This is a genomic window from Paenibacillus glycanilyticus (genome assembly GCF_023715145.1).
GTDB lineage: Bacteria > Bacillota > Bacilli > Paenibacillales > Paenibacillaceae > Pristimantibacillus > Pristimantibacillus glycanilyticus_A.
In genome coordinates, this window is sequence record NZ_JAMBNP010000009.1 from 160,514 (window position 1) to 182,953 (window position 22,440).

Annotated in this window: 17 protein-coding genes; 8 read left to right on the forward strand and 9 right to left on the reverse strand. The window is 50.3% G+C overall.

The annotated features are described in order from the left end of the window. The first annotated feature begins 77 nt into the window (after positions 1-77). The 6 genes from M3194_RS22625 (at position 78) to M3194_RS22650 (ending at position 7,451) form a co-directional block, all read left to right on the forward strand. Positions 78-2,261 (forward strand): RelA/SpoT family protein, encoded by a 2,184-nt coding sequence (locus M3194_RS22625; RefSeq protein ID WP_251656352.1) that lies wholly within the window; start codon positions 78-80, stop codon positions 2,259-2,261. A 17-nt stretch (positions 2,262-2,278) separates the two neighbouring features. Next, on the forward strand, positions 2,279-2,722 hold the full coding sequence (gene dtd, locus M3194_RS22630) for a D-aminoacyl-tRNA deacylase (RefSeq protein ID WP_251656353.1): 444 nt from the start codon (positions 2,279-2,281) through the stop codon (positions 2,720-2,722). A 106-nt stretch (positions 2,723-2,828) separates the two neighbouring features. Next, a complete protein-coding gene (locus M3194_RS22635) occupies positions 2,829-2,996 on the forward strand; it encodes a hypothetical protein (RefSeq protein WP_251656354.1) in 168 nt (55 codons plus the stop codon). A gap of 598 nt (positions 2,997-3,594) precedes the next feature. After that, on the forward strand, positions 3,595-4,845 hold the full coding sequence (gene hisS / locus M3194_RS22640; RefSeq protein WP_251656355.1) for a histidine--tRNA ligase: 1,251 nt from the start codon (positions 3,595-3,597) through the stop codon (positions 4,843-4,845). Between the two features lie 23 nt (positions 4,846-4,868). After that, a complete protein-coding gene (gene aspS, locus M3194_RS22645; protein WP_251656356.1) occupies positions 4,869-6,671 on the forward strand; it encodes an aspartate--tRNA ligase in 1,803 nt (600 codons plus the stop codon). 24 nt (positions 6,672-6,695) lie between these two features. After that, complete coding sequence (locus M3194_RS22650) at positions 6,696-7,451, forward strand: tRNA threonylcarbamoyladenosine dehydratase (RefSeq protein WP_251656357.1); 756 nt, start codon at positions 6,696-6,698, stop codon at positions 7,449-7,451. A gap of 279 nt (positions 7,452-7,730) precedes the next feature. Here M3194_RS22650 and M3194_RS22655 read toward each other — a convergent pair whose 3' ends face one another. The 3 genes from M3194_RS22655 to M3194_RS22665 form a co-directional block, all read right to left on the reverse strand. After that, entirely contained in the window at positions 7,731-11,015 is a 3,285-nt protein-coding gene (locus tag M3194_RS22655; RefSeq protein WP_251656358.1) for a PAS domain S-box protein, read from the reverse strand. Positions 11,016-11,195: 180 nt separating this feature from the next. Next, positions 11,196-12,683 carry a methyl-accepting chemotaxis protein gene (locus M3194_RS22660; protein WP_251656359.1) on the reverse strand — a complete coding sequence of 496 codons (1,488 nt, stop codon included), beginning with the start codon at positions 12,681-12,683 and terminating at the stop codon, positions 11,196-11,198. A 32-nt stretch (positions 12,684-12,715) separates the two neighbouring features. Then, positions 12,716-13,294: a GNAT family N-acetyltransferase gene (locus M3194_RS22665; protein ID WP_251656360.1), complete on the reverse strand. Its 579-nt coding sequence runs from the start codon at positions 13,292-13,294 to the stop codon at positions 12,716-12,718. A 276-nt stretch (positions 13,295-13,570) separates the two neighbouring features. Here M3194_RS22665 and M3194_RS22670 point away from each other — a divergent pair, with 276 nt between their 5' ends. After that, complete coding sequence (locus tag M3194_RS22670; protein WP_251656361.1) at positions 13,571-14,881, forward strand: replication-associated recombination protein A; 1,311 nt, start codon at positions 13,571-13,573, stop codon at positions 14,879-14,881. A 45-nt stretch (positions 14,882-14,926) separates the two neighbouring features. Here M3194_RS22670 and M3194_RS22675 read toward each other — a convergent pair whose 3' ends face one another. The 4 genes from M3194_RS22675 to M3194_RS22690 all read right to left on the reverse strand — a co-directional run bounded on the left by M3194_RS22675 (position 14,927) and on the right by M3194_RS22690 (position 19,295). Next, a complete protein-coding gene (locus M3194_RS22675; protein ID WP_251656362.1) occupies positions 14,927-16,213 on the reverse strand; it encodes a GHKL domain-containing protein in 1,287 nt (428 codons plus the stop codon). A gap of 242 nt (positions 16,214-16,455) precedes the next feature. Next, positions 16,456-17,247, reverse strand: a complete 792-nt coding sequence (locus tag M3194_RS22680; protein WP_251656363.1) for an ABC transporter ATP-binding protein — start codon at positions 17,245-17,247, stop codon at positions 16,456-16,458. A gap of 21 nt (positions 17,248-17,268) precedes the next feature. Then, the gene (locus tag M3194_RS22685; RefSeq protein WP_251656364.1) at positions 17,269-18,312 is read right to left on the reverse strand and encodes a FecCD family ABC transporter permease; all 1,044 of its coding nucleotides are present in this window, start codon (positions 18,310-18,312) and stop codon (positions 17,269-17,271) included. After that, positions 18,309-19,295, reverse strand: a complete 987-nt coding sequence (locus M3194_RS22690) for a FecCD family ABC transporter permease (protein WP_251656365.1) — start codon at positions 19,293-19,295, stop codon at positions 18,309-18,311. The genes M3194_RS22685 and M3194_RS22690 overlap by 4 nt, the downstream gene beginning before the upstream one ends. Before the next feature lie 187 nt (positions 19,296-19,482). Between M3194_RS22690 and M3194_RS22695 the strand changes: the two genes are divergently transcribed. Next, a complete protein-coding gene (locus tag M3194_RS22695) occupies positions 19,483-20,499 on the forward strand; it encodes an ABC transporter substrate-binding protein (RefSeq protein ID WP_251656366.1) in 1,017 nt (338 codons plus the stop codon). A gap of 47 nt (positions 20,500-20,546) precedes the next feature. On the opposite strand, the gene M3194_RS22700 is transcribed toward M3194_RS22695, so the two are convergent. Further along, positions 20,547-21,632, reverse strand: coding sequence for a copper resistance D family protein (locus M3194_RS22700; RefSeq protein WP_251656367.1), 1,086 nt, complete (start codon positions 21,630-21,632; stop codon positions 20,547-20,549). Beyond that, a complete protein-coding gene (locus M3194_RS22705) occupies positions 21,629-22,222 on the reverse strand; it encodes a copper resistance CopC family protein (protein ID WP_251656368.1) in 594 nt (197 codons plus the stop codon). The genes M3194_RS22700 and M3194_RS22705 overlap by 4 nt, the downstream gene beginning before the upstream one ends. Positions 22,223-22,440 lie beyond the last annotated feature (218 nt).

Consider the following 22,440-nt stretch of genomic DNA (forward strand, 5'->3'; position numbering starts at 1 on the left):
ATGCCTACTTCCAGCATAATATTAAGAAAACTCGGAAAATGCGCGAATCAGAGTAAAGCGTTCGGAAAGGACCATTCATGGGCATAGAGCAGTTAATCGAAAAGGCGTCGGCCTATATAAAAGAACAGGATTTGGTACGCATCAGGGAAGCCTATGAATTTGCGGACCAAGCCCACCACGGGCAAGTGCGCAAATCAGGGGAGCCGTATATTCTTCACCCTGTTGCCGTTGCGGATATTATCGTGGATATGCAGATGGACGTACTGTCGATTATTGCAGCGCTGCTGCATGACGTCGTTGAAGATACGACTGTGGACCTTGAGCTCGTTCGTGCGAAATTTGGCGAAACCTGCGCAATGCTCGTCGACGGACTGACGAAGCTGGAGAAGATTCGTTTCCGATCGAAGGAAGAGCAGCAAAATGAGAACTACCGTAAGATGTTCCTTGCGATGGCACAGGACATCCGGGTTATTCTGATCAAGCTGGCGGACCGCCTCCACAATATGCGCACGCTTAAGTTCCAGTCTGAGGAAGCACAGCGGCGCATCGCTTACGAGACGCTTGAGATCTTTTGTCCGATTGCTCACCGGCTCGGTATTTCCGCCATCAAATGGGAGATGGAAGATATCGCATTGCGGTACTTGAATCCGCAGCAATACTACCGTATCGCGAATTTGATGAAGAAGAAGCGGGCGGAGCGCGAGCTGTTTATCTCCGATGTTATCGGCCGGATTAAAGAAAAGCTGGAGGAAATGGGCATCGACGGCGATATTTCGGGCCGTCCGAAGCATATTTACAGCATTTATAAGAAAATGACCTTCAAAAATAAGCAGTTTAATGAAATTTACGATCTGATGGCTATCCGGATTATCGTAGACAATATTAAAGACTGCTATGCAACGCTTGGCATTATTCATACGCTTTGGAAGCCGATGCCTGGTCGGTTCAAGGATTATATCGCGATGCCGAAGGCGAACATGTACCAGTCCTTGCATACGACGGTTATTGGACCTAACGGCGAACCGACGGAAGTGCAAATCCGCACATGGGATATGCACCGTACTTCCGAATACGGTATCGCGGCCCATTGGGCTTATAAAGAAGGCACGGTTGTGCCCAATACGAATTTCGAGGACAAAATGTCCTGGCTCCGCGAAATTATGGAGCTTCAGAACGAAGCCCGCGACGCCTCGGAATTTATGGAAACGCTCAAGATGGACTTTTTCTCCGATCTTGTATTCGTGTTCACGCCAAGCGGCGAAGTGATCGAGCTGCCAGCCGGCTCGGTGCCTCTCGATTTTGCATACCGCATCCATACCGAGGTGGGCAACCGGACGATTGGCGCGAAGGTGAACGGCCGGATTGTACCGCTTGATCATAAGCTGAAGACCGGCGATATTATTGAAATCTTAACCTCGAAGCATTCCTACGGCCCAAGCCAGGACTGGGTGAAGATCGCGCAATCTTCCCATGCCCGCAGCAAGATTCGCCAATGGTTCAAGCGCGAGAAGCGGGAAGAGAACGTCGCCAAAGGCCGGGATCTGCTGGAGCGCGAGCTGAAGCGAATGGGTCTTGAGCCGTCCGCTTGGATGAGCGATGACAAGCTGCAGGAAGCGGCAGGCAAGTTTAGCTTTAATGATATTGAAGACATGATGTCCGCGATCGGTTTTGGCGGTATTACAGCTGCCCAGATTTGTACGCGCCTAACCGAGAAGCTGCGCAAGGAAGCGGAGAAATCGAATCTGATCGAGCTGACAAGCGAGCCGAAGGAGATGAAGTCTCCGGGCCACCGCAAGAACAGGCCGACGAATGGCGTTACCGTGAAGGGGATTGACAATCTGCTCGTTCGTTTCGCCCGCTGCTGCAATCCGGTACCGGGAGATACGATTATCGGATATATCACCCGCGGCAGAGGGGTATCGGTTCACCGGATGGACTGCCAGAACATTCCGTTTAATTCCGATGGTGAAGAGGCAGACCGCGTGATTGAGGTGGAGTGGGAGGATTCAATTGAATCCAACTACAGCGTAGACATCGAGATTACCGGCCATGACCGGTCGGGGCTCCTTAATGAAGTTCTGCAGGCCGTGTCGGAGAGCAAGACGAATATTTCGGCGGTAACGGGACGCTCGGTAAAAAACAAAATGGCCATGATCCATATGACGGTGCTTATCCGTAATATTGATCATTTGTCCTCCGTCGTGGAGAAAATCAAACGCGTGCAGGATGTTTATTCCGTACAGCGCATTATGAATAGCTAGTTGGAGGTTTATACGCAGTGAAGGTTGTTGTACAACGCAGCAAACAAGCAAGCGTTACGATTGCCGGAGAAGTAGCGGGAGCTATTGATCACGGTCTGGTGCTTCTCGTCGGACTTACGCATGAGGATTCGGAAGAAGATATCCGCTGGATGGCAGACAAGGTAGCAGGACTTCGAATCTTTGAAGATGAGAACGAGAAAATGAATTTCTCCGTTCTTGATGTCGGCGGACAAGTTCTGTCGATCTCGCAGTTCACCTTGTACGGCGACAGCAGGAAGGGACGGCGTCCAAACTTTATGGCAGCCGCTCGTCCCGAGCAAGCAGAACCATTATACAACCGTTTTAATGACCTGCTTCGCGAAGCAGGTCTTGTCGTGGCAACCGGCCGGTTTGGCGCGATGATGGACGTGGCGCTTGTGAACTCGGGCCCAGTCACGCTTATTATCGACAGCAAGCAATAAGGAGCGGGTAAGATTGATAACGGCTGGCAACAATAAGGATAAGCAGGCTGCCGGGCATTAAGCTCTTAAGCAGTCTGGAGATCAGTTGCCAGAAGGAGCTATCGTCATGCATCAATCCCGTAAAGAGCAAGGAATGGAGCGTTCGTCCAGAAGACTGCTCCACACTGACCGCCGTGAAGCACTGCTTCTGTCGAGACTGGAAGAGCAGGTGGAGACGTCGGAGGAGTTCCTTGCCTTCCCTTCGAACCGGCGCGAGCCGGGCGGACGTATGTAGGAACAGCAAGAAGCTGCCTGTACAAGGGCAGCTTTTTCTTTCAAAGACGAATGTTCGTAATTGAACCGCTTACTATTTTGTAATATTACTGTAATGAGATTATAACGGTTCTTTAACATCGCTATCCTATAATAAATCTCGACCCCCTTTTTAAAAATATAATGATTGGACCTGCAACGATGGTTGCAGGTTTTTTTTTGTCCCAAAAGAGGCATACTAGTGTAATGTGATTGACTATTGACTTATTTTGTCGACACGGTTAGAATTAGGACTCAGTATATAAAACTTTGATTCGTTGATGGAACAAAGTAATCCCGCGCACGTATCCAGAGAGAGACGCCTAGGCTGCAAGCGTCTTTATGGTGGCAGGATGAACAGACTTTCCGGAGAACAGACGGTGAACGGATGAGGAACAATCATTCTACTAGCCGACCTGCGTGTAACGGGCGTTAACCGTTAATGAGCGGATAGTTTATCCGGAATATGGGTGGCACCACGGGAGTTCAACTCTCGTCCCTAACGATTAGCCTTTAACGGCATGTCGTTAGGGGCGGGAGTTTTTTGCGTGATTAAATGTTTCTTTTGAGGAGGGTTTGCAATGGCTTTTCAGAAGTCGCCGGGCACGCAAGATATATTGCCTGGAGCTGTTGAGCGCTGGCAGTATGTAGAGCAGAAGGCTCGCGATATTTGCCGACGCTTTAATTTTCGTGAGATTCGTACGCCAATCTTTGAAGCTACGGATCTCTTCCAACGCGGTGTAGGCGAAACAACGGATATCGTGGAGAAGGAGATGTACACCTTCACGGACCGCGGCGATCGCAGCATTACCCTTCGTCCCGAAGGAACAGCTGGCGTTGTCCGTTCTTTTGTCGAGAACAAGCTGTACGGCGAGCCGGATGTATCGAAGCTGTATTATATCGGACCCATGTTCCGTTATGAGCGTCAGCAAGCCGGCCGTTACCGTCAGTTCCACCAATTCGGCATCGAAGCGCTTGGATCTGTTGATCCGGCGATTGATGCGGAGGTTATCGCGCTGGGTTACACCTTCTATAAGGAGGTTGGACTAAAAGGCGTGCGCGTGGAGATCAACTCCGTCGGAACGCCTGCGGTTCGCGCAGCATTCCGCGAGAAGCTGCTTGCCTTCCTTATTCCCATGCGAGAGGAGCTCTGCAAGGACTGTCAGTCCCGCATGGAGCGCAATCCGCTTCGCGTACTTGACTGCAAGACGGACCAGGCTCGCTTCGAAAACGCGCCATCGATTCTGGACAGCCTGGACGAGGAATGCAACATCCACTTTGACAAAGTAAAAACTTACTTGTCGGATATGGGCATCCCGTTCACGATTAATCCACGACTCGTTCGCGGATTGGATTATTACACGCACACCGCTTTTGAATACAAAGCGGAAGGCATCGGCGCCATCGACACGATTGGTGGCGGCGGACGTTATAACGGCCTCGTAGCCGAGATTGGCGGACCGGATCAGCCGGGCGTAGGTCTTGGTCTGGGTCTCGAGCGCACGATTATGCTGCTTGAGCATCAAGAAGCCGAGCTCGATAATGCCCATCAGGTTGATGTGTACGTCGTTGCGCTGGGTGAAGCGGCCGAGAGGGAAGTGACAAGACTCGTCTACGAGCTTCGCACCTCCGGCATCCGTGCAGAACGCGATTATCTGGGCCGGAAAATGAAGGCGCAGATGAAATCGGCCGACCGCCTGCAAGCCCGATACACGGCTATTCTTGGTGACGATGAGCTGGCGCGCGGCGAAATTGCTTTGAAGGAAATGGCAACAGGCGAACAGCGTCTTGTAGCGCTGGCAAGCTTAGCTTCCGAACTGAAAACTATCTAATACAAAGGGGAGTTACATCCATTATGATGCTGAAAACTCATCAGTGCGGCACATTAACGAAAGCCAACATTGGCGAAGAAGTAACACTGAACGGCTGGGTACAACGCCGTCGTGACCTTGGCGGCGTACTGTTTATCGACCTGCGCGACCGCACAGGTATCGTTCAAACGGTATTTAACCCTGATTTCTCCGGCGAAGCGCTGGCAATCGCTGACCGCGCGCGTAACGAGTACGTACTGGCTGTTAAAGGTACGGTTGTAGAGCGCGATGCGGAGACCGTGAACAAAAACCTGGCAACAGGCGAGATTGAAATCCGCGTTACCGAGATCGAAGTCATGAACGCGGCGAAGACGCCTCCGTTCCCAATCGAAGACGGCGTTGAAGTGGACGAATCGCTTCGTCTGAAATACCGTTACCTTGACCTGCGCCGTCCGGAAATGCATAAAACCTTGCTGCTCCGTTCGAAAGCGGCGAAAGTATTCCGCGACTTCCTTGACGGTGAAGGCTTTATTGATGTAGAAACGCCGATTCTGACGAAAAGCACGCCGGAAGGCGCTCGTGACTACCTGGTGCCAAGCCGCGTTCACGAAGGCGAGTTCTTTGCATTGCCGCAATCGCCGCAAATCTTCAAGCAATTGCTGATGGTCGGCGGTATCGAGCGTTACTACCAGATCGCCCGCTGCTTCCGTGACGAAGACCTTCGTGCGGACCGTCAACCGGAGTTTACGCAAGTCGACATCGAGACTTCCTTCTTGACGCAGGATCAATTGCTCGGCATGATGGAGCAGCTGATTGCCCGCTTGTTCCGTGAAACAATTAACGTAGAGATTGAGCTTCCAATCCAACGCATCACTTATGCGGATGCGATGAACAAATACGGCTCTGACAAACCGGACCTTCGTTTCGGCATGGAAATCGAAGACATTACGGATATCGTTGCGTCAAGCGATGTTAAGGTATTCGCAAGCGTTGCGGCAAGCGGCGGCGTCGTGAAGGCGTTCAACGCTAAAGGCTGCGGTCATTGGAGCCGCAAGGAGCTTGACGATCTGCAGCCGTTTGCTGCCCGTTACGGCGGTAAAGGCCTGGCATGGATCACCGTTAAAGAAGGCGAGTGGAAAGGTCCTATCGTTAAATTCCTTAAGCCTGAAGAAATCGCCGCGCTGACAGAACGCCTGAACGTAGAAGAAGGCGACTTGCTTACATTCTCCGCAGACAAGCACAAGGTTGTTGCTGACGTACTTGGCAACCTGCGTCTGAAAGTCGGCCGTGAACTGGGCTTGATCGACGATTCCAAGTTCAAATTCGTATGGGTTGTTGACTTCCCTATGCTGGAGTGGGACGAAGAGGCAAAACGTTTTGTGGCGGTGCATCATCCGTTCACTCGTCCGAAGGACGAAGACCTTCACCTGTTCGAGACAGACCCGGGCCAAATCCGCGCGCAAGCATACGATATCGTGCTCAACGGCTACGAAGTAGGCGGCGGTTCGATGCGTATCTTCAAACGCGATGTACAGGAGAAAATGTTCGGCGCGCTTGGCTTTAACATGGAAGAAGCGCATGAGAAGTTTGGCTTCCTGCTTGACGCGTTCGACTATGGTACGCCTCCGCACGGCGGTATTGCCTTTGGCTTTGACCGTCTGGTCATGCTGCTGACAGGCCGCACGAACCTGCGCGAGACGATTGCATTCCCGAAAACAGCAAGCGCAACCGATCTGCTGTGTGATGCACCGTCGACCGTTGAGCTCTCGCAGCTTGAGCAGCTTCATATCCGTACGGTTATTAAACCAAAGCCTGAAGCGGCTGCAGCAGGTAACAAGCAAGCTTAATAATGAGGGAGGCGGCAACTAGTTATGCTGCATCAATTTTCTCGTACGGAGCTTGCAATTGGACCGGAGGGTCTCGAAGTGATGAAGGGGAGTACCGTCGCCGTGCTTGGCATTGGCGGCGTAGGCTCCATCGCAGCAGAGGCACTTGCCCGGACCGGTGTAGGCCGGATCATCCTGATCGATAAGGATGTTGTTGATATTACGAACGTGAACCGCCAGATTCATGCGCTTACCACAACGGTAGGACAGCCCAAAGCCGAGCTGATGCGCGAACGGATTAAGCTGATTAATCCGGAATGCGATGCCATCGCGCTTAGAATGTTCTACACGGAAGAGACGTATGAGCAGCTGTTCGCTTATGATCTGGATTATGTCGTGGACGCTTCAGACACAATCGTGTATAAAGTCCATTTGATTAAGGAGTGCCTGGAGAGAGATATTCCGATTATCTCCAGCATGGGCGCCGCAAACAAAATGGATCCGACGAAATTCACAGTTGCGGACATCTCGAAGACCCATATGGACCCGATTGCCCGCGTTGTGCGTACGAAGCTGCGCAAGGCAGGCATTAAGAAGGGCGTAAAGGTTGTCTTCTCCTCGGAGAAGCCTAAGAAGCCCCGCGAGGACGTCACGCAGCGCATCGTGCCGGAGAACGCGCCGGAGATCCGCAAAGCGAAGCAGCCGCCGGCGAGCAACGCTTTTGTGCCTCCTGTAGCGGGACTTATCATGGTGAGCGTTGTGGTGAATGATCTTTTGGTGAAGCAGGGTATAGAAGTATAAAGAGAAGGCCGTTCTTTTGGACGGCCTTCTTCGATTGGTTGATATACCGGAGGGCAAGAAAAAGTATTGTCTTCCGGTTGCTGTTGAAATCATGATATTTTGAATTAGAAATTAAGGTCATTTCACGATTTCAAAGGCAAGCGCTTCGCTCCTCCAGACAATACTTTCCCTTTTCTCCTCCATCAACCGATCAAAGTAAGCAGTGCCCAAAGATCCTTCTGTGGGGGCGGGGGAGAAAAAAACGCAAGCATGGATAGGCTTGCGTCAGGATAAGGGATTTTATGGGATGTTGCGGTAGACGGTGAACGTTCTTAAATAATGGACGCGGTCTTCCTTGATGAAATGGCAGCCCGGAACGAGAGGGTCTCTTCTTAGCTGAATGGATAGCTCGTGAAGGACGCGTGTCAGGGACGTTCGTTCCCGTTCGCTGATTTGGAACTCTACGCCGTATTGATATATGCCGGAATCTAATTCCTTTAACCAGACAACCTTGCCATAGAGCTGAATAGTTTGATGAAGGATACGAGTCTCTATTTCTAACAAGATGCCGGGATGCACGGCAAGCTGGATGGAAGACAAGAATCGCAATCCTCCGGCTCCGAGATCCTCTATAACGATTTCCGTTTTTCCAAGCTCAATGCTTTTCCCGTTTATCTCGATAACCGTCATTAGAGCGCTAAGCGGGTATGGCGGGCTCACTCTGAAATATTGCCGCCGGTTCACCAATGCCGTATGATCGCTCCTGTTTAATGGCGCGAGATAGCCTTGCTTAAGCAATTCAGCGAATGCGGATGCCTGCACGGGTCTGCTGAACAAGTAGCCTTGAACCAGATCACATTTAAGATGCTTCAGAATGCGAAGCTGTTCCTCGGTTTCCACCCCTTCCGCGACCACGGACATATTCATATGCTGGGCTAACTGGATGATTGCGCTGATAATCGCGTTATCATCGCTCCCTTGATGCAAGTCGTGAATAAAGGATTTGTCCATTTTCAGGATGTTAATGTATTGCTTAAATCTTTTTAGATAGGAGAGGGAAGAGTAGCCTGTGCCAAAGTCGTCAAGCGAGATTTTGACACCAAGCTTATTTAAGGCATCAAGGGTCGCCATAACGGTATCCGCATTTTCTAACAAGGAGCTTTCCGTTATTTCTATTTCCAAGTACCGGGAATCCAATTCGTTTTCAGTTAACACTTGCTGAATGGCTTCAATGATATCTTTGGATAAGAATCGTTTGGCCGTGACGTTAATCGAGACAGGGATAGGCTTCAGACCGGATGCCTGCCACTCCTTCATTTGACGGCACACCGCTTGCTTCACCCAATTGCCCAGTGACAGGATTAATCCGGTTTCTTCAGACAGCGGTATAAATTCATTTGGTGAAACTAGTCCCCATTCGGGATGATTCCACCGGATCAATGCCTCGGCGCCGACAATTTCGCCCGTATTCATGTTTACCTTTGGCTGGTAATACATTTCCAGTTCATTGCGGTGAATAGCCTTGCGAAGATCCTTCTCCAGCGTAAAGATTTTATAGGTATGCACATTCATGGACGATGTAAAGATCTGATAGCTGTTTTTCCCAAGCTCTTTAGCGCGGTAAAGGGCGGAGTCAGCGTTTTTCATCAGTGTGGAAGAATCGTCTCCGTCATCAGGGTAGATGCTGATGCCAACGCTAGTGGTGATAAACAGCTCATAGGCCTCCATGTAAAAAGGCTCTCTAATGTTCTCAATGATTCGTTTGGCAACCTCAACCGCGCTGTTATTGTCCCGGATATGCGGGAGGATAACGGTAAACTCGTCGCCGCCCATTCTGGCTACAAAATCGTTTTCCCTGATCTGTTCCTTCAAGCGCTTGGCAATCGAGATTAACAGCTGGTCGCCAACCGCATGTCCCAATGAATCGTTAATATACTTGAAACGGTCCATGTCCATATACATAACGGCGAAATGATGACGGGAGGACCTGGCTTTGTCCAAGGTTTGCTCAAGCATCTCTTCGAATTTTCTTCGGTTGGGCAGCTCGGTCAACGAGTCGTGGTAGGCGAGGAAAGCATTCATTTCCTCTGCTCGTTTTCTCTCGGTTACGTCAAGGATGCTGCCAATGACGGCATTTGAGCTTTGATACATGATTCGGTTGGAATACAGTTCAACATCAAGTACTTCTCCATCCGCTTTTAATACGCGGAGAGGGTGCCGGATAGCGTCCGTTTCGGATTTCAGCTTTTGAATATTTTGCTGCACAAAAGAGTAGTCTGCGGGGTGAATAACGTCCCAGATGCTCTTTCCGATAAGAGCTTCTTGATAACCTAGCATGTCAATCAGATAAGGATTGGCGTAAACAATGATGTTATTTTGTATGATGTAGACGCCAACAATCGATTTTTCAACCAGGCTGCGGTATTTGGATTCGGCCTCGATTAATGCTTGTTCGGCATGTTTTTTGGTTGTGATATCTTTTGCGATCGAGTAGATCCCGACTATTTGATTATCAACGATAATAGGGAGCTTAGTGATGTTCATGTACACCAGATGGCCCTTCTTGTGCAAGCACGCGAGCTCGTAGCTTTGGACAGTGCCCTGCACGGCCTGCTCAAAGTAGTATTGGGCTTTTTGCAAATCCGGCTCCGTAATTAAAGGCCTATAATCCGAATGCAATAATTCCTCGCGGGAGTAGCCTAATATTTTTTCCAACGCGGCATTGCAATCGATAAAGTTGCCGTTCAAATCAAAATAAGAGATTGCATCGGGGTTTTGTTCAAAAAGGGATTCATACCGTTGTTTGTTAATCTGAAACAATTGTTTATTTCTTGTCTCGTCGGATATATCTTTGCTGATCCCAATGATGCCCGTTATTTGTTCGTGCATAAAGATCGGAGAGAGGGTCGTAACGACATCAATGGTTTGCCCGTTTTTATGAAGAATTGAAATTTGAAAGGAGAGGGTTTCGCCTTCAAGGGCTCGTTGATTGTAGGCCATAGCTTCATGAAGCTCTTCGGGCTTAATGAATTGACTGAAGTGAATATGCTCGTGCTTGTCATACCCGGTCAATTTGACAGCCGCTTCATTGATATCAAGAATGTTACCTTGCAGATCGATGATAAATGCCGCGCTGAACATATTTTTTAACAGGGAGATATAACGCTGCTCGATTAATTTGATATCCGACAAGTCTTTGGCTACGGCATAAAAGCCGTTATTTGTATCATTGACCATCCTTGGAAAAGCCGTGACGGTTAAATCAACGAATTGACCGGATTGATGAAGAACGCGGAGCTCGAATATTTGAACTTCGCCGTTTAGTAATTTATAGTAATGTTTTCTTGCTCTTTGCCTTTGGTTGTCAGGTAATAGGGAGCTGTAGGTCAACTGTTTGAACTCATCAAAGGAGTAGCCTAAAGTGTTGGAAAAGCCCTGGTTAGCCTCGATCAGCCGTCCGTTCCTGTCGAACAGCAGAAAAATGTCTGACTGATGATCAAACAAAGAGGGATTAAACAAATCTGATAGGATCGGGATGTTCTCTTGTTTTTTTCTTTTTAAGAAATCCAGCTTAAATAAACTCATATCGATATTTCGACCACCCGCAACTATGATGTTGAATTATTATATCAAAGTTTTGTATTTTTTTGTCGATTTACTACGAGAAGTCATTCATGGTGAGCGCGGTTATATCGTTTATCGTACAGGTATCCTTATGCAAGAAAACCCGAAAGCGGCAATTCCGCTTGCGGGTTCTCGTTGTCGCTATTTCGATCTAGGCTCAACCAACTGTTTAAGCTCCGAGATCAAGACGTCCAGCTGGGCATAACCTTCAACAAGATGGCCAATCTTGACGTCCTGGTTCTCCATGCTCGCGCATACCTCTTCGACGGAAGCCATGTTCTGTTCGGTAATAGCGGCCATGCCCGTCATTTCATCGGAAATGGAGGAGTACTGCTCATACAGCTCATGGGAAGACTCGCCAACCGTATCGGATTGCTGCTTGACCTGCTCGGTATTGTTGTTAATCCGCTTGATGATGCTCTCGACCTTCTGAGATGCCACGTAGCTTGTATCTACAGCCTGTTGGCCAAGATGCACCTGCTCGCTCACAGCCGTAATCGAAGTGTGGACCGTGCTCAGTATGCTTGTAATCTCGCCGGCTGCAAGATTGGCATTGTCGGCCAGCTTCCGGACCTCGCCGGCTACAACGGCAAAGCCTCTGCCATGCTCGCCTGCACGCGCGGCTTCTATTGCCGCATTCAGGGACAAGAGATTGGTCTGTTCGGAGATTTCCCGAATGGAGCCAACAATCGAGCTTACTTTCTCGTTTTGTTCAATCAGCTGCTCCATCAGGGAGACGGTCTGGGCAATGATCGCTTTCACGCTGTTGACGTCTGTCGTTAGCGTCCGGATCAATTCGTTCCCCTCCACCGTCAACAGGGCAGTATCCGAGGAGTATTGCTGTAATTGGGCGGAGCCTTCACGAAGCTGGGAGACAGCCGTTTCAATCGAATGGGCGGAATCACTTACATTAAGCACCATGCTGGTCTGCTTCTCGATCGAAGCGGACATTTCGGCGAAGGTTGTCGTGACCTCCCTGGAGATTTGGCCGGTGGATTCCACCGTGCCCTTCTGCTCGCTGCTGAATTCGCCAAGAATGAGAATCATGGATTTGAGCTTCTCAACGACCTTCTCGGCAAGCTCCTTGGACTCAAGCGCATCACGCCGCTCGGCGGTAACATCCGCTTGCAGCCTTTGGCTGAACTTGGCGGAGAAGGAGAGGGCGACTGTCGCAAAGATCAGGTACAAGAACAGGTAGACTAAAGAGTCATTCGGGAACAACTGCTTTTGCAAATCCGGATCGAGGAAAATATACGTGCTGACGCCCATTCCAAGAACTCCGGTGAAGATGATGGGCTTATAGTCGGCATATAGCGTCATAACGGCAATATTCACGTAAACGAGAAAATACGTGCTTATAATCGGATGCGGATCAGATACGATCAGCAGCACCGTTAAGGCGGTGAGAATGATCGGGACCACGTACATAATGTACTGGACCAAAATTCGTTTGTAGGTCATAAAGGTAGCGATTCCGCAGCTAACCAGACCTACGATGGCAAGCAATAAAATCATGTCCGTCCCAAGACCTGCGCCGATATCGGCAAGAAGACCCAGGGCAAGCAGTCCCCATAAAATTTTTACAAACAACCGGTTCCTTTTGTCGAGTACAATCTGATCTCTGGTCATAGTCGCAATCGCTACCTTTACTTATAGGTTTTTTATAATGCAGACATTGCTCTGCTGGCAGGTCTGGTAGATGGTGTTGTCGGATAAGCCAGCCAATCGTATTGCTGTTTGTTGCGGTAAATGTGTTCCATGTCGAAGAGGACCGGAATTACATCGTCCCCTTTGTAGAAGCTTTTGCCCCCGACCTTCTCCATCGGAATATGGAAGGTAATCCGCAAAGCGCGGTAAAAGACAGGTTCAAGCAGCGATATAAAATAACGGAAATTATACTTTTCTGCGCAATAGACCGCGGAGGACAATAAATCCGATATCGGCTGCTGCCCCCTGTAATTTTGCAGGACGGCGATTTTATCAATTTCCGCTACGCGGGTTGGATCCTCGATGACTTTGGGGTGCTGCTGGAAAGGAGCGACCGTGTCGATCTCGTTAAGACCTGGCAGGTAAGGCTTGATCTCGGACGTGCCTACACAATGTCCATCCTCGGATACGGCAAGGTATCGTTCGATGACCTGACCGGCATGCTCGAGCTCATAGCCCTTTTCCTCCCATACAGAGACCCAAATGCTGTTGAACACCGCTAGTTCCCACTCGCTCTTCACAGATTTGAACAAAATACAACTCTCCTTATCCCTCTCTCTGTCTAATGTTTTTTTATATTTGTTTAATCCCTCTCAAAGCTTGTAAATCGTTATGCACGATATTACAAAGGAAAAATATTCCTATGGAAATATATCGGTCTTTTACCGGTAAAAGATTATAGTAATACCTACGAAATGACTAGGTTTTCAAAAAAAAATATGGCATCAGTCCCAATTGCGAACGGTGGCGAACGTATGTGCGAGTATGCTATCATCGTAGTAACGCGGTTATAAAGGTTGTGACTAGAAATGGACTTATTCTCATACCAGGAAGCGGAGACGCCGCGGGCAAGATTGCTTGCCGACCGGATGCGGCCGGAAACGCTGGATGACTATATCGGGCAGGAACATATTATCGGAGCGGGCAAGCTGCTGAGAAGAGCGATCGAGGGCGACCAGGTTTCGTCCATCCTGCTGTACGGCCCGCCGGGCTGCGGGAAGACAACGCTGGCAAACATTATCTCGAAGCGTACAGCGGGGGAATTCGTCAAGCTCAACGCGGTGGATGCTTCGGTAAAGGACGTGCGCGAAGTAATCGAATCGGCGCGGACGAACAAATTAATGTACGGCAAGAAAACCATCCTGTTCCTCGACGAGGTGCACCGGTTTAATACCTCCAGGCAGGATGCGCTGCTGCCGGCGGTTGAGCAGGGGATTATCATCTTTATCGGAGCGACAACGGAGAATCCGTTCCATCATGTGAACGGAGCGTTACTGTCCCGTTCAACTCTGTTCCAGCTGGAGCCTCTGAACGAAAAGCACGCGCTGGAAGCGATGAAACGCGCGATTACAGATAAGGACCGCGGGCTTGGCTTTATGACCCTTCACGCGGAGGAGGAAGCGCTTGAACATATCGCCTCGATGGCGGGAGGAGACATCCGGCGGGCGCTGAATGCGCTGGAGCTAGCCGCGGTTACAACGCCTTCAGAGCCGGACGGCTCGGTGCGGATTACGATGGAGGTGGCGCAGGAGTCAATCCGAAAGCCTACCGTTAGGGCGGACATGTCCACGCAGTATGATGTATTGTCCGCGTTTCATAAGAGTATCCGCGGCTCCAGCGATGCTGCGTTATTCTGGTTTCTGTATGCGGTGGAGAAGCTGGGAATGGACCCGATGACCTTCCTGCGCAGGCTGATCGTCGCCTGCAGCGAGGATATCGGTCTGGCTAATCCGCAGGCGATGGTACAGGCGGTAACCGCAATGGATGCCTATCACAAGATCGGCTGGCCGGAAGCCAAATACAATATTGCGCAAGCCATTTTGTTTGCCGTAGAAAGTCCGAAGTCGAACGCAGCGGCGGTTGCCATCGGCAAAGCCATGGCGGCTATAGAAGGGGCGGGGCAAGCCGAGGTACCGCTTCATCTGCGGGATACGCATTACAAAGGCGCCCAGCAGCTCGGTCATGAGGGTTACAAGTATCCGCATGATTATCCGGGCCATCACGTGAATCAGCAGTACTTGCCGGACACGTTGCAGGGCATAACGATCTACAAGGCGACCGAGCAGGGGATGGAGGCGAAAATCCGCCAGAACCAGGAGCTTCGCCAGCGGAAAAAATAACGAAACAGGACCTCCCCCGGCTGACCGGAGGGAGGTCCTGTTTCGTTACAACGTAATTTGAATAATTACGGTTTCATTCTCATAACGAAGACGGATATCGCCATGATATTTTTGAACCGTCTTGGCAATAATGGACAGCCCGTTGCCCCGCAGCTTGTTCGGATTTGCTTTGGTCGTATATCCGTCTGTTTGGAACAGTTGCTTCTGATCTTTGGGGTTTAGAATCGCGGGATTCTCTACCGTATAGATGGTTTTGGAGCCTTTGGAGCGGGAGGTGACAAGGATTTGCCGCGCAAGCTTGCCTTCGTAAACCTCGGTTGCTTCAATGGCGTTATCAAGCAAATTGGAGAATATTTTGACCAGGTCCATAGATTCGATTTTGCTGAATTCGTCGGTATCCGTTTCGAATTGCATCTCGATGCCTTTGGACTGCGCGAGCTCCCATTTGCTCTGGAACAAGATAAGGATAACCGGATTGTTGATTTTCATGGATAGATCAAGAGCTCTGGAATCGGCCGCCAGCTGCTTCAGATAATCCGTTGCCCTGTCGTATTTCTTCAGGGTTAATAAGCCGTGAAGCACCTGAAGGTGATTCATTCGGTCATGACGGCTGGACTTGATGGAATTAATCACTTTACCCATCTCGGAAATATAAATCTGCTCCGACTCGTAAAGATCCTGCTTGAGCCGCGTCTTATGCCATTTTCTCAGAACAAAGAAGGCAAGCAGCAGTATGACGGCAAACAGAATATCAATGGTGAAAATCACCTTGTTACTGTCAATGACTTCCTGGCCGATGGATTCCAGCTGGCTTGCGTCGATATCAATGGCCATCACGCCAAGCAGTTTGCCGGATTCGGTAACAATGGGCACGCCAACCGACAGATAAACGCCATGCGTCTCATCCTTAATGATGTCGGTATAATAGACCAGGCCATCCTTCGCCTGATTGACCTGTTTGGGCGGTACGGTGCATGGAGAACCGATCGGCAAGAAGTCGGAAGCCGTTGGAACGGCCGCCAGCATGACCTTGGCTACATTCGTGTCATCGAGCAGCAAAGTATAAACGTATAAAGCATTAATTCGGGAACGGTACTCTTCTAGATATTGAGTAATGGAGGAGTCCGGCTGTTTGGTCTGGAGAAACTGTTCATACGCGTTCTTGTCCAGTCCGTCCGAGATATCTTTTGCAATTGTAATATACTGCTTGGCTAACGTCGTTTGTGTTGCTTTTCCCGTTGAGTAGTAGGTTAAAACGAGCTTTGAGCAGGTTAAGACGCTCAATATAATAAAGGAAGTTACTAAAAAAAGAAATTGTCTTCGAGAATTCATTGGAAATAATCCTTTTCAATTATTAGAATGTATGCATAAAAATACATATTTTGTATCTGCAAAAACGTCCGATCTTCATTATTCATCAAATTCAAATCTACATCAACCCTTAATTTCTCGAAGCTGAACTTCCAACAAGCAAAAGGACCTCGCGCAGGAGGTCCTTTTGTTTCTTCTTTTATGAGAAGCGAATGGCGCATGGGAACCCTGAAGAGCGCAGCGTTCGCCGTTGTTTCCCCTCGTTACTTCCCTTTTTTTCGTCCGTGAGGAACAATCATTGGCGTCCCGTACAAGGGATCGCTGATAACGTCGCATTTCAGATGGAATACCTCTTCGATCATGGAAGCTTCCACAATATCCGACGGTGTTCCTTGCGCGTAGATCGTGCCGTTTTTAACCGCGGCAATATGATCGGCGTAACGGCAGGCCAGGTTAATATCGTGCAGCACCATAACAATCGTCCGTCCGTCGCGTTCGTTCATTTCCTGCAGCAGATCCAGCACCTCGATCTGATGGGTCAGATCCAAATAGGTTGTAGGCTCGTCCAGCAATATAATGCCCGTCTGCTGGGCCAGGGTCATTGCGATCCACGCCCGCTGGCGCTGGCCGCCTGACAGCGAGGAGACGGATCGTTCCGCCAGCTCCTCAATGCCCGTTGCTCGCAGGGCGGACTGTACGGCCTCTTCGTCTTCCTTCGACCACTGCGTAAGCCATGTTTGATACGGGTAACGTCCTTGCTTTACAAGCTGGAGCACGGTTAATCCCTCCGGCGCGATAGGCCCTTGCGGCAGCAAAGACAGCTGCTTTGCTGCCGTCTTGGAAGGAATAGTCGATAAATCTTTGCCGCTCAGCATAACTTGGCCGTTTGCTGGCTTCAGCAGCTTTGATAAGGCGCGAAGCAGAGTAGATTTACCGCATCCGTTACTTCCGATCAGGACGGTAATTTTGCCATCGGGAATGGCTATATTTAAATGTTCAAAAACAGGTGATCCGCCATATGAAAGGGAGATTCCCTTCGCTTCAAGCATACTCATGGTTGACTTCCTCCAGCTTATTTATTGATTGCGGTGACGGTACAGCATGTATAAGAAGAACGGTGCGCCGATAGCCGCAGTGAATACGCCAGCAGGGATATCCAGCGGTGCGAATACGGTCCGCGCTACCAGATCGGATATAAGCAGCAAAAGGGCGCCAATCAGCGCGCTGACCGGCAGCAGGCCGCCGAAGGACGAGCCCACTAGCTTTCGTGCCATATGCGGAGCCATGAGGCCTATAAAAGCAATGGCTCCGCCAATAGCGATGGCTGCTCCGGCAAGAGATACGCTCAGTAGGAGTAAAATTAGCCGATGCTTCTGGACATTCGCGCCGGCGCTTCCGGCAACCTCGTCGCCTAGCGCCTGTACATTAACGTGGCGGGCCATCAGCCAGGTTGCAGGGAGCAATACGATCAGCCAAGGGAGTAACGTATAGACATCCTTTACCCAAGAGGAGCCGTAGATGCTTCCTGTCATAAAGGTCATCGCCCGGTTCGCCAGAAAATAAGGACTGGCGATAATAAACATATATGAGATGGATTTAAACGCAGCGGATAGTCCGGTGCCGATGAGTACCATCCTCAGCGGTGACGCGCCGTTCTTCCAAGCCAATAAATAAAGAATGACCGTGACGCCATAAGCTCCAAGAATGGCGGCGACAGGCATCCAATGCACGGAGACATGACCGCCCAAGAAAAAGAGAAACAGCACGGTGCCAAGAGAAGCGCCTTCCGTAATTCCCGTTACGTCCGGAGAGGCCAGCGGGTTACGGATCAGTCCTTGCAGGACGGCGCCCGCTGAAGCCAAGGCAGCACCAACGAGCAAGGCGATTACTATGCGGGGAAGGCGCAGCTTTAGCACAATCACATCGTGCATTGCGCTGCCCTTGCCAATGATTGATTTGATAACATCTAATGGCGCGATGAACTGGCTGCCGATCCCCGTGCTCAGAATAGCGCCCGCTATGCAGAGAGCGAACAAGATAAGTGCAGTCCATAAGGTTTTATGTTCAAGCAGATAGGATAGCTTTGGTTTGTCCCACCGGTAGGTTTTATATTTGCTCATGTTGTCTGTCTTCCTTTCCGCGCGATATAGACGAAGAAAGGCACTCCGATAACGGCTGTCATGACCCCGACCGGAACCTCTCTAGGCATGGCGATGTATCGGGAGCCGATGTCGGCCGCTACAAGCAATACGCCTCCAAGCACCGCGCTATACGGGACGATCCAGCGATAATCCGCGCCAACGAAATAGCGGACAATATGAGGGATAATAATGCCTACGAATGCTATAGGACCGGCAACAGCAACCGAAGCTCCCGCGAGCAGAATAACGGCTGCGGACGCCATCCATTTCACATAAGCGGTTCGCTGGCCCAGCGTTTGGGCGATATCGTCACCCATGCCAAGAACATTCAAATGGCGGGAAATCGACAAGGCAATAAGAAGGCCTGCGATCATATAAGGTAAGACGCTGACCAGCATATGCATGTCGCGTCCGGCAACGGAACCAACCAGCCAGACGAGCACCTGATCGAACATTTTGCCGCTGGAGAGCATGAAGCCTTGCGTTAGAGCAGCGAAAAAAGCGGCAATGGAAGCACCGGCAAGCGTGATTTTGACAGGTGTCATGCCATCTCGCCCCATACTGCCAAGCACGAATACGATAGCACCGCTGATTGCAGCGCCTAACAGGGCAAGGAGGGTGAGCGGCTGCATGCCGTTAATCCCTAGCCAGCCGGAAGCAACGACCACCATAAACGATGCCCCCGAGTTAACGCCAAATACGCTTGGCGAAGCAATAGGGTTGCGTGTAACGACCTGCATAAGCGCACCTGCAACGGCGAGGCTTGCACCGGCTGCAGCAGCGATGAGAGCACGCGGCACTCTTGCCGTCTGAATAATCAGGTGCTCTTGGTTAGAGGGTTGATAATGAAAGATTGCTTGGAACACCGTTGCAATCGGAATATCGGTTATGCCAAATGCAATGCTGCCAATTATGGCTGCTCCAAGGAGCAGGAGGGATAGGATTAATCCTGTTAGTCTCATGGCTGTATGTGAACTCCTTTTTCATGGATGGCGGCTTTCAATTAGTATGTACCTAAAGAAGTTTAATAGAGAGGTCAGATCATGTCAATGAATATGAGAATCGTTCTCAAATTTTTATTGACTATTAGGCCAATTTCTTTTATATTGTCCAAGTGAGAAATATTATCATCGGGAGGCAAGACAGATTATGAAGAACCGTTTTAACGGGAAGAAAATGATGTGGCTGACAATTTGCATGATTATGATCGCTGTTCTGGCAGCGGGCTGCGGGTCTAATTCCAATACTACTGCCGGAACGGATACATCGAATAATAAAGCTGGAAATTCGGAGCAGGCAGCTTCGACTGAAGCTCGCGTTGTGAAGCATGCGATGGGCGAGACCGAGATTAAAGGCACTCCAAAACGCGTGGTTGTACTTACGAACGAAGGCACTGAAGCTGTACTGGCCCTTGGCGTGAAGCCGGTTGGCGCGGTTAAATCCTTCACGGGTAACCCGTGGTACGACCATATCGCCGCGGATATGGAGGGAGTCGAAGTAGTTGGCGAAGAAGGCCAGCCAAACCTGGAGCTTATTGCCGGTCTCCAGCCTGATCTGATTATTGCGAACAAGATGAGACACGAGGAAATCTATGAGCAGCTCAAGGCGATTGCCCCAACCGTAGAAGCAGAGACGCTTCGCGGCGCATGGAAGGATAACTTCAAGCTATATGCCGAAGCGCTTAACAAGACGGAAGAGGGCAATAAACTGATCGCTGATTTTGATGCGCGCATTGAAGACTTCAAAGCGCAAGCCGGCGACAAAGTAAAAGAAACCGTCTCGTTTGTCCGTTTCATGGGCGGCAAGACGCGCGTCTATCACACGGATACATTCACGGGCGTCATCGCGAGCCAAATCGGACTTGCGCGTAACGAGATGACGCTGAATTCGAAAGAAACCTTTGCCGATGAAATCACGAAGGAGCGTCTGCCGGAGGCCGATGCGGACCGTGTCTTCTACTTCACCTATGATACAGGCGACGGGAAAGGCACCGCGCAAGAGCAGGAGTGGACAAACGACCCCATCTGGAAGGGCCTTAGCGCTGTAAAAGCGGGCAACGTCTACCGTGTGGACGATGCGATCTGGAATACTTCGGGCGGGATTAAATCAGCTAACCTGATGCTTGATCAGCTTGCGGAAATCTACGGATTCAAGCTAACCAAATAATAGAACGGGAAAAGGCGCCACATGATGATGTGGCGCCTTTTCTATGATTATCCAACGCTGAACATGAGGGCGAAGTACCCAAATACGCTGGTCATCAGCCCCATGACAAATGCCGGAAGAAGTTTGTTTTCTTTGTACATCTGGATTAACCCGTAGATCATGACAAGTGCTGCTGCGAGCATCAGAATGCTCTCCAGGCTTACCGACAGCTTCAGAGTAAGGTCCGGGCTGAAGTGTCCGTTATAGATCGTCGTGAACAGCTTGGACGGGGACACGGTCTGCAGGGTCTCCTTTACATCATGCGGCGGAGTCTGCTGACCCAACACTCCGGTTACGATAAATAGCAGCAGCGCGATCAGGCTTTCCGCTTTCAGCCATGGAAGGGGATTAAAGCCGGTGTTTTCCTTCAGCTTCTTCCGGTAACCAAAACCGTTGGTATACGCAAATAGCAGCAGTGGAGCAATCAGCAAATGCTTCAGCAGGAGCATCTGACCGTACGGCAGCATCCACGAGTTGACGTACTGCGGTGTCGTGAACGTCATGAGCATGATGCCGGCAATAAAGGCAATGAGCATGCAGCCGATGGCAACCGGCGAGAACCAGGCGAGGAAGGCCTCCCAGTTGCGGCTGCCCGACGCGAACCAGCTGGATATCATCAATACGCCAATCCAGACGGTTACGGCAAGGAAGTGGGCGGAGTGGACAAACCATCCTTTGGTCCCGTACAGCGAGGTCGCATGGCTGGCATAGCCGAGCCAAAGAATTAACAGAAACATAATGAACAAGCCGACCTTCGGCATATGCTTATCGTTCCGGAAGGAAGGCAGGCCAAGCAGGAAAGCAAGGCCAACCGAAGCAACGGCCGACCAGATCCATGCTTTGCCGTTGTTAAGCTCAAGCAGAATATTCTTAACCATCTCACCGTATGGAATCTCCGTGTCTTTGGCGAAGAGGACAGCGGAATCATGAATCGGCACGTATTCCAGCACCGGTATGGCCAGCGTGCACAAGAGCAAGAGCCAGGACGGCGTATGTATCTGCGGGCGTCTATGCTCAGGTACTACCCGCAGGATGAAGGTGCCGGTCAGAATGGCGAAGCAGAGATACAGAAGAGCCTCGCTGACATAACTCATTTGCGGTTCCTCCGCGCGAGAATAACGACGGCCGCAATAACGACAGCGCCGGCAATTATCCAGATCATCGTATTCACCGGTTGATTTTCAGAGGCCGTTGTATCGGTATCCGCTGCCGTATCCTCGGCTGAAGCCGCCGGTGCCGGCTCTTCGGATACGTCCGGAGATACACCCGCATCTGGAGCCTCTGTAACCTCGGCAGTTGGGGATGGCGAAGCGGATTCAACCGGGGATTCTTCCGCAGCCTTAACGGTAAAGGCGTATTCACCGTCTACCGCATGGCCGTCAGCGCCAATAATAGTCCATTTTACCGTGTAGACCCCATTCTTAAGCGGTTCCGTCACGGCTCCGTTCATCGTAGAATTCTTAACGGATATATCCCCTGTGGGAATCTGCTCTCCGGATTCGTCCAGCAGCTTGAATTGACTCAGCTTCTCGATGCCGGTGTTGAACGTAAGGGAGATCTCGGCAGGAGAAGCCGTTAAGGTCTCATCCTTTGCGGGCGTGGATTCGCTGACCTTCGAATGGGCCGAGGCCATGCTTGGCAACAGGAAAAAAACGGCTAAACAGATTAGTAGAATACGTTTCATTAGGTCATTCACCCTCGTTTTTGGATTAATTGATGTCATTATAACAGATCGGTCAGATCTTGCGGCTTCGCCTTTATGAACAATATTCGAAGGCAATAAATCGGCATAATGCGAGGTTTACACGGAATAAACTTAGATTACCTTATCTTTACAGAATGGCAAATTCCCTTCTCGAAGGAGGTGCACCTGCTGTTGTGCGGGATGCACGGCTGCAGGGG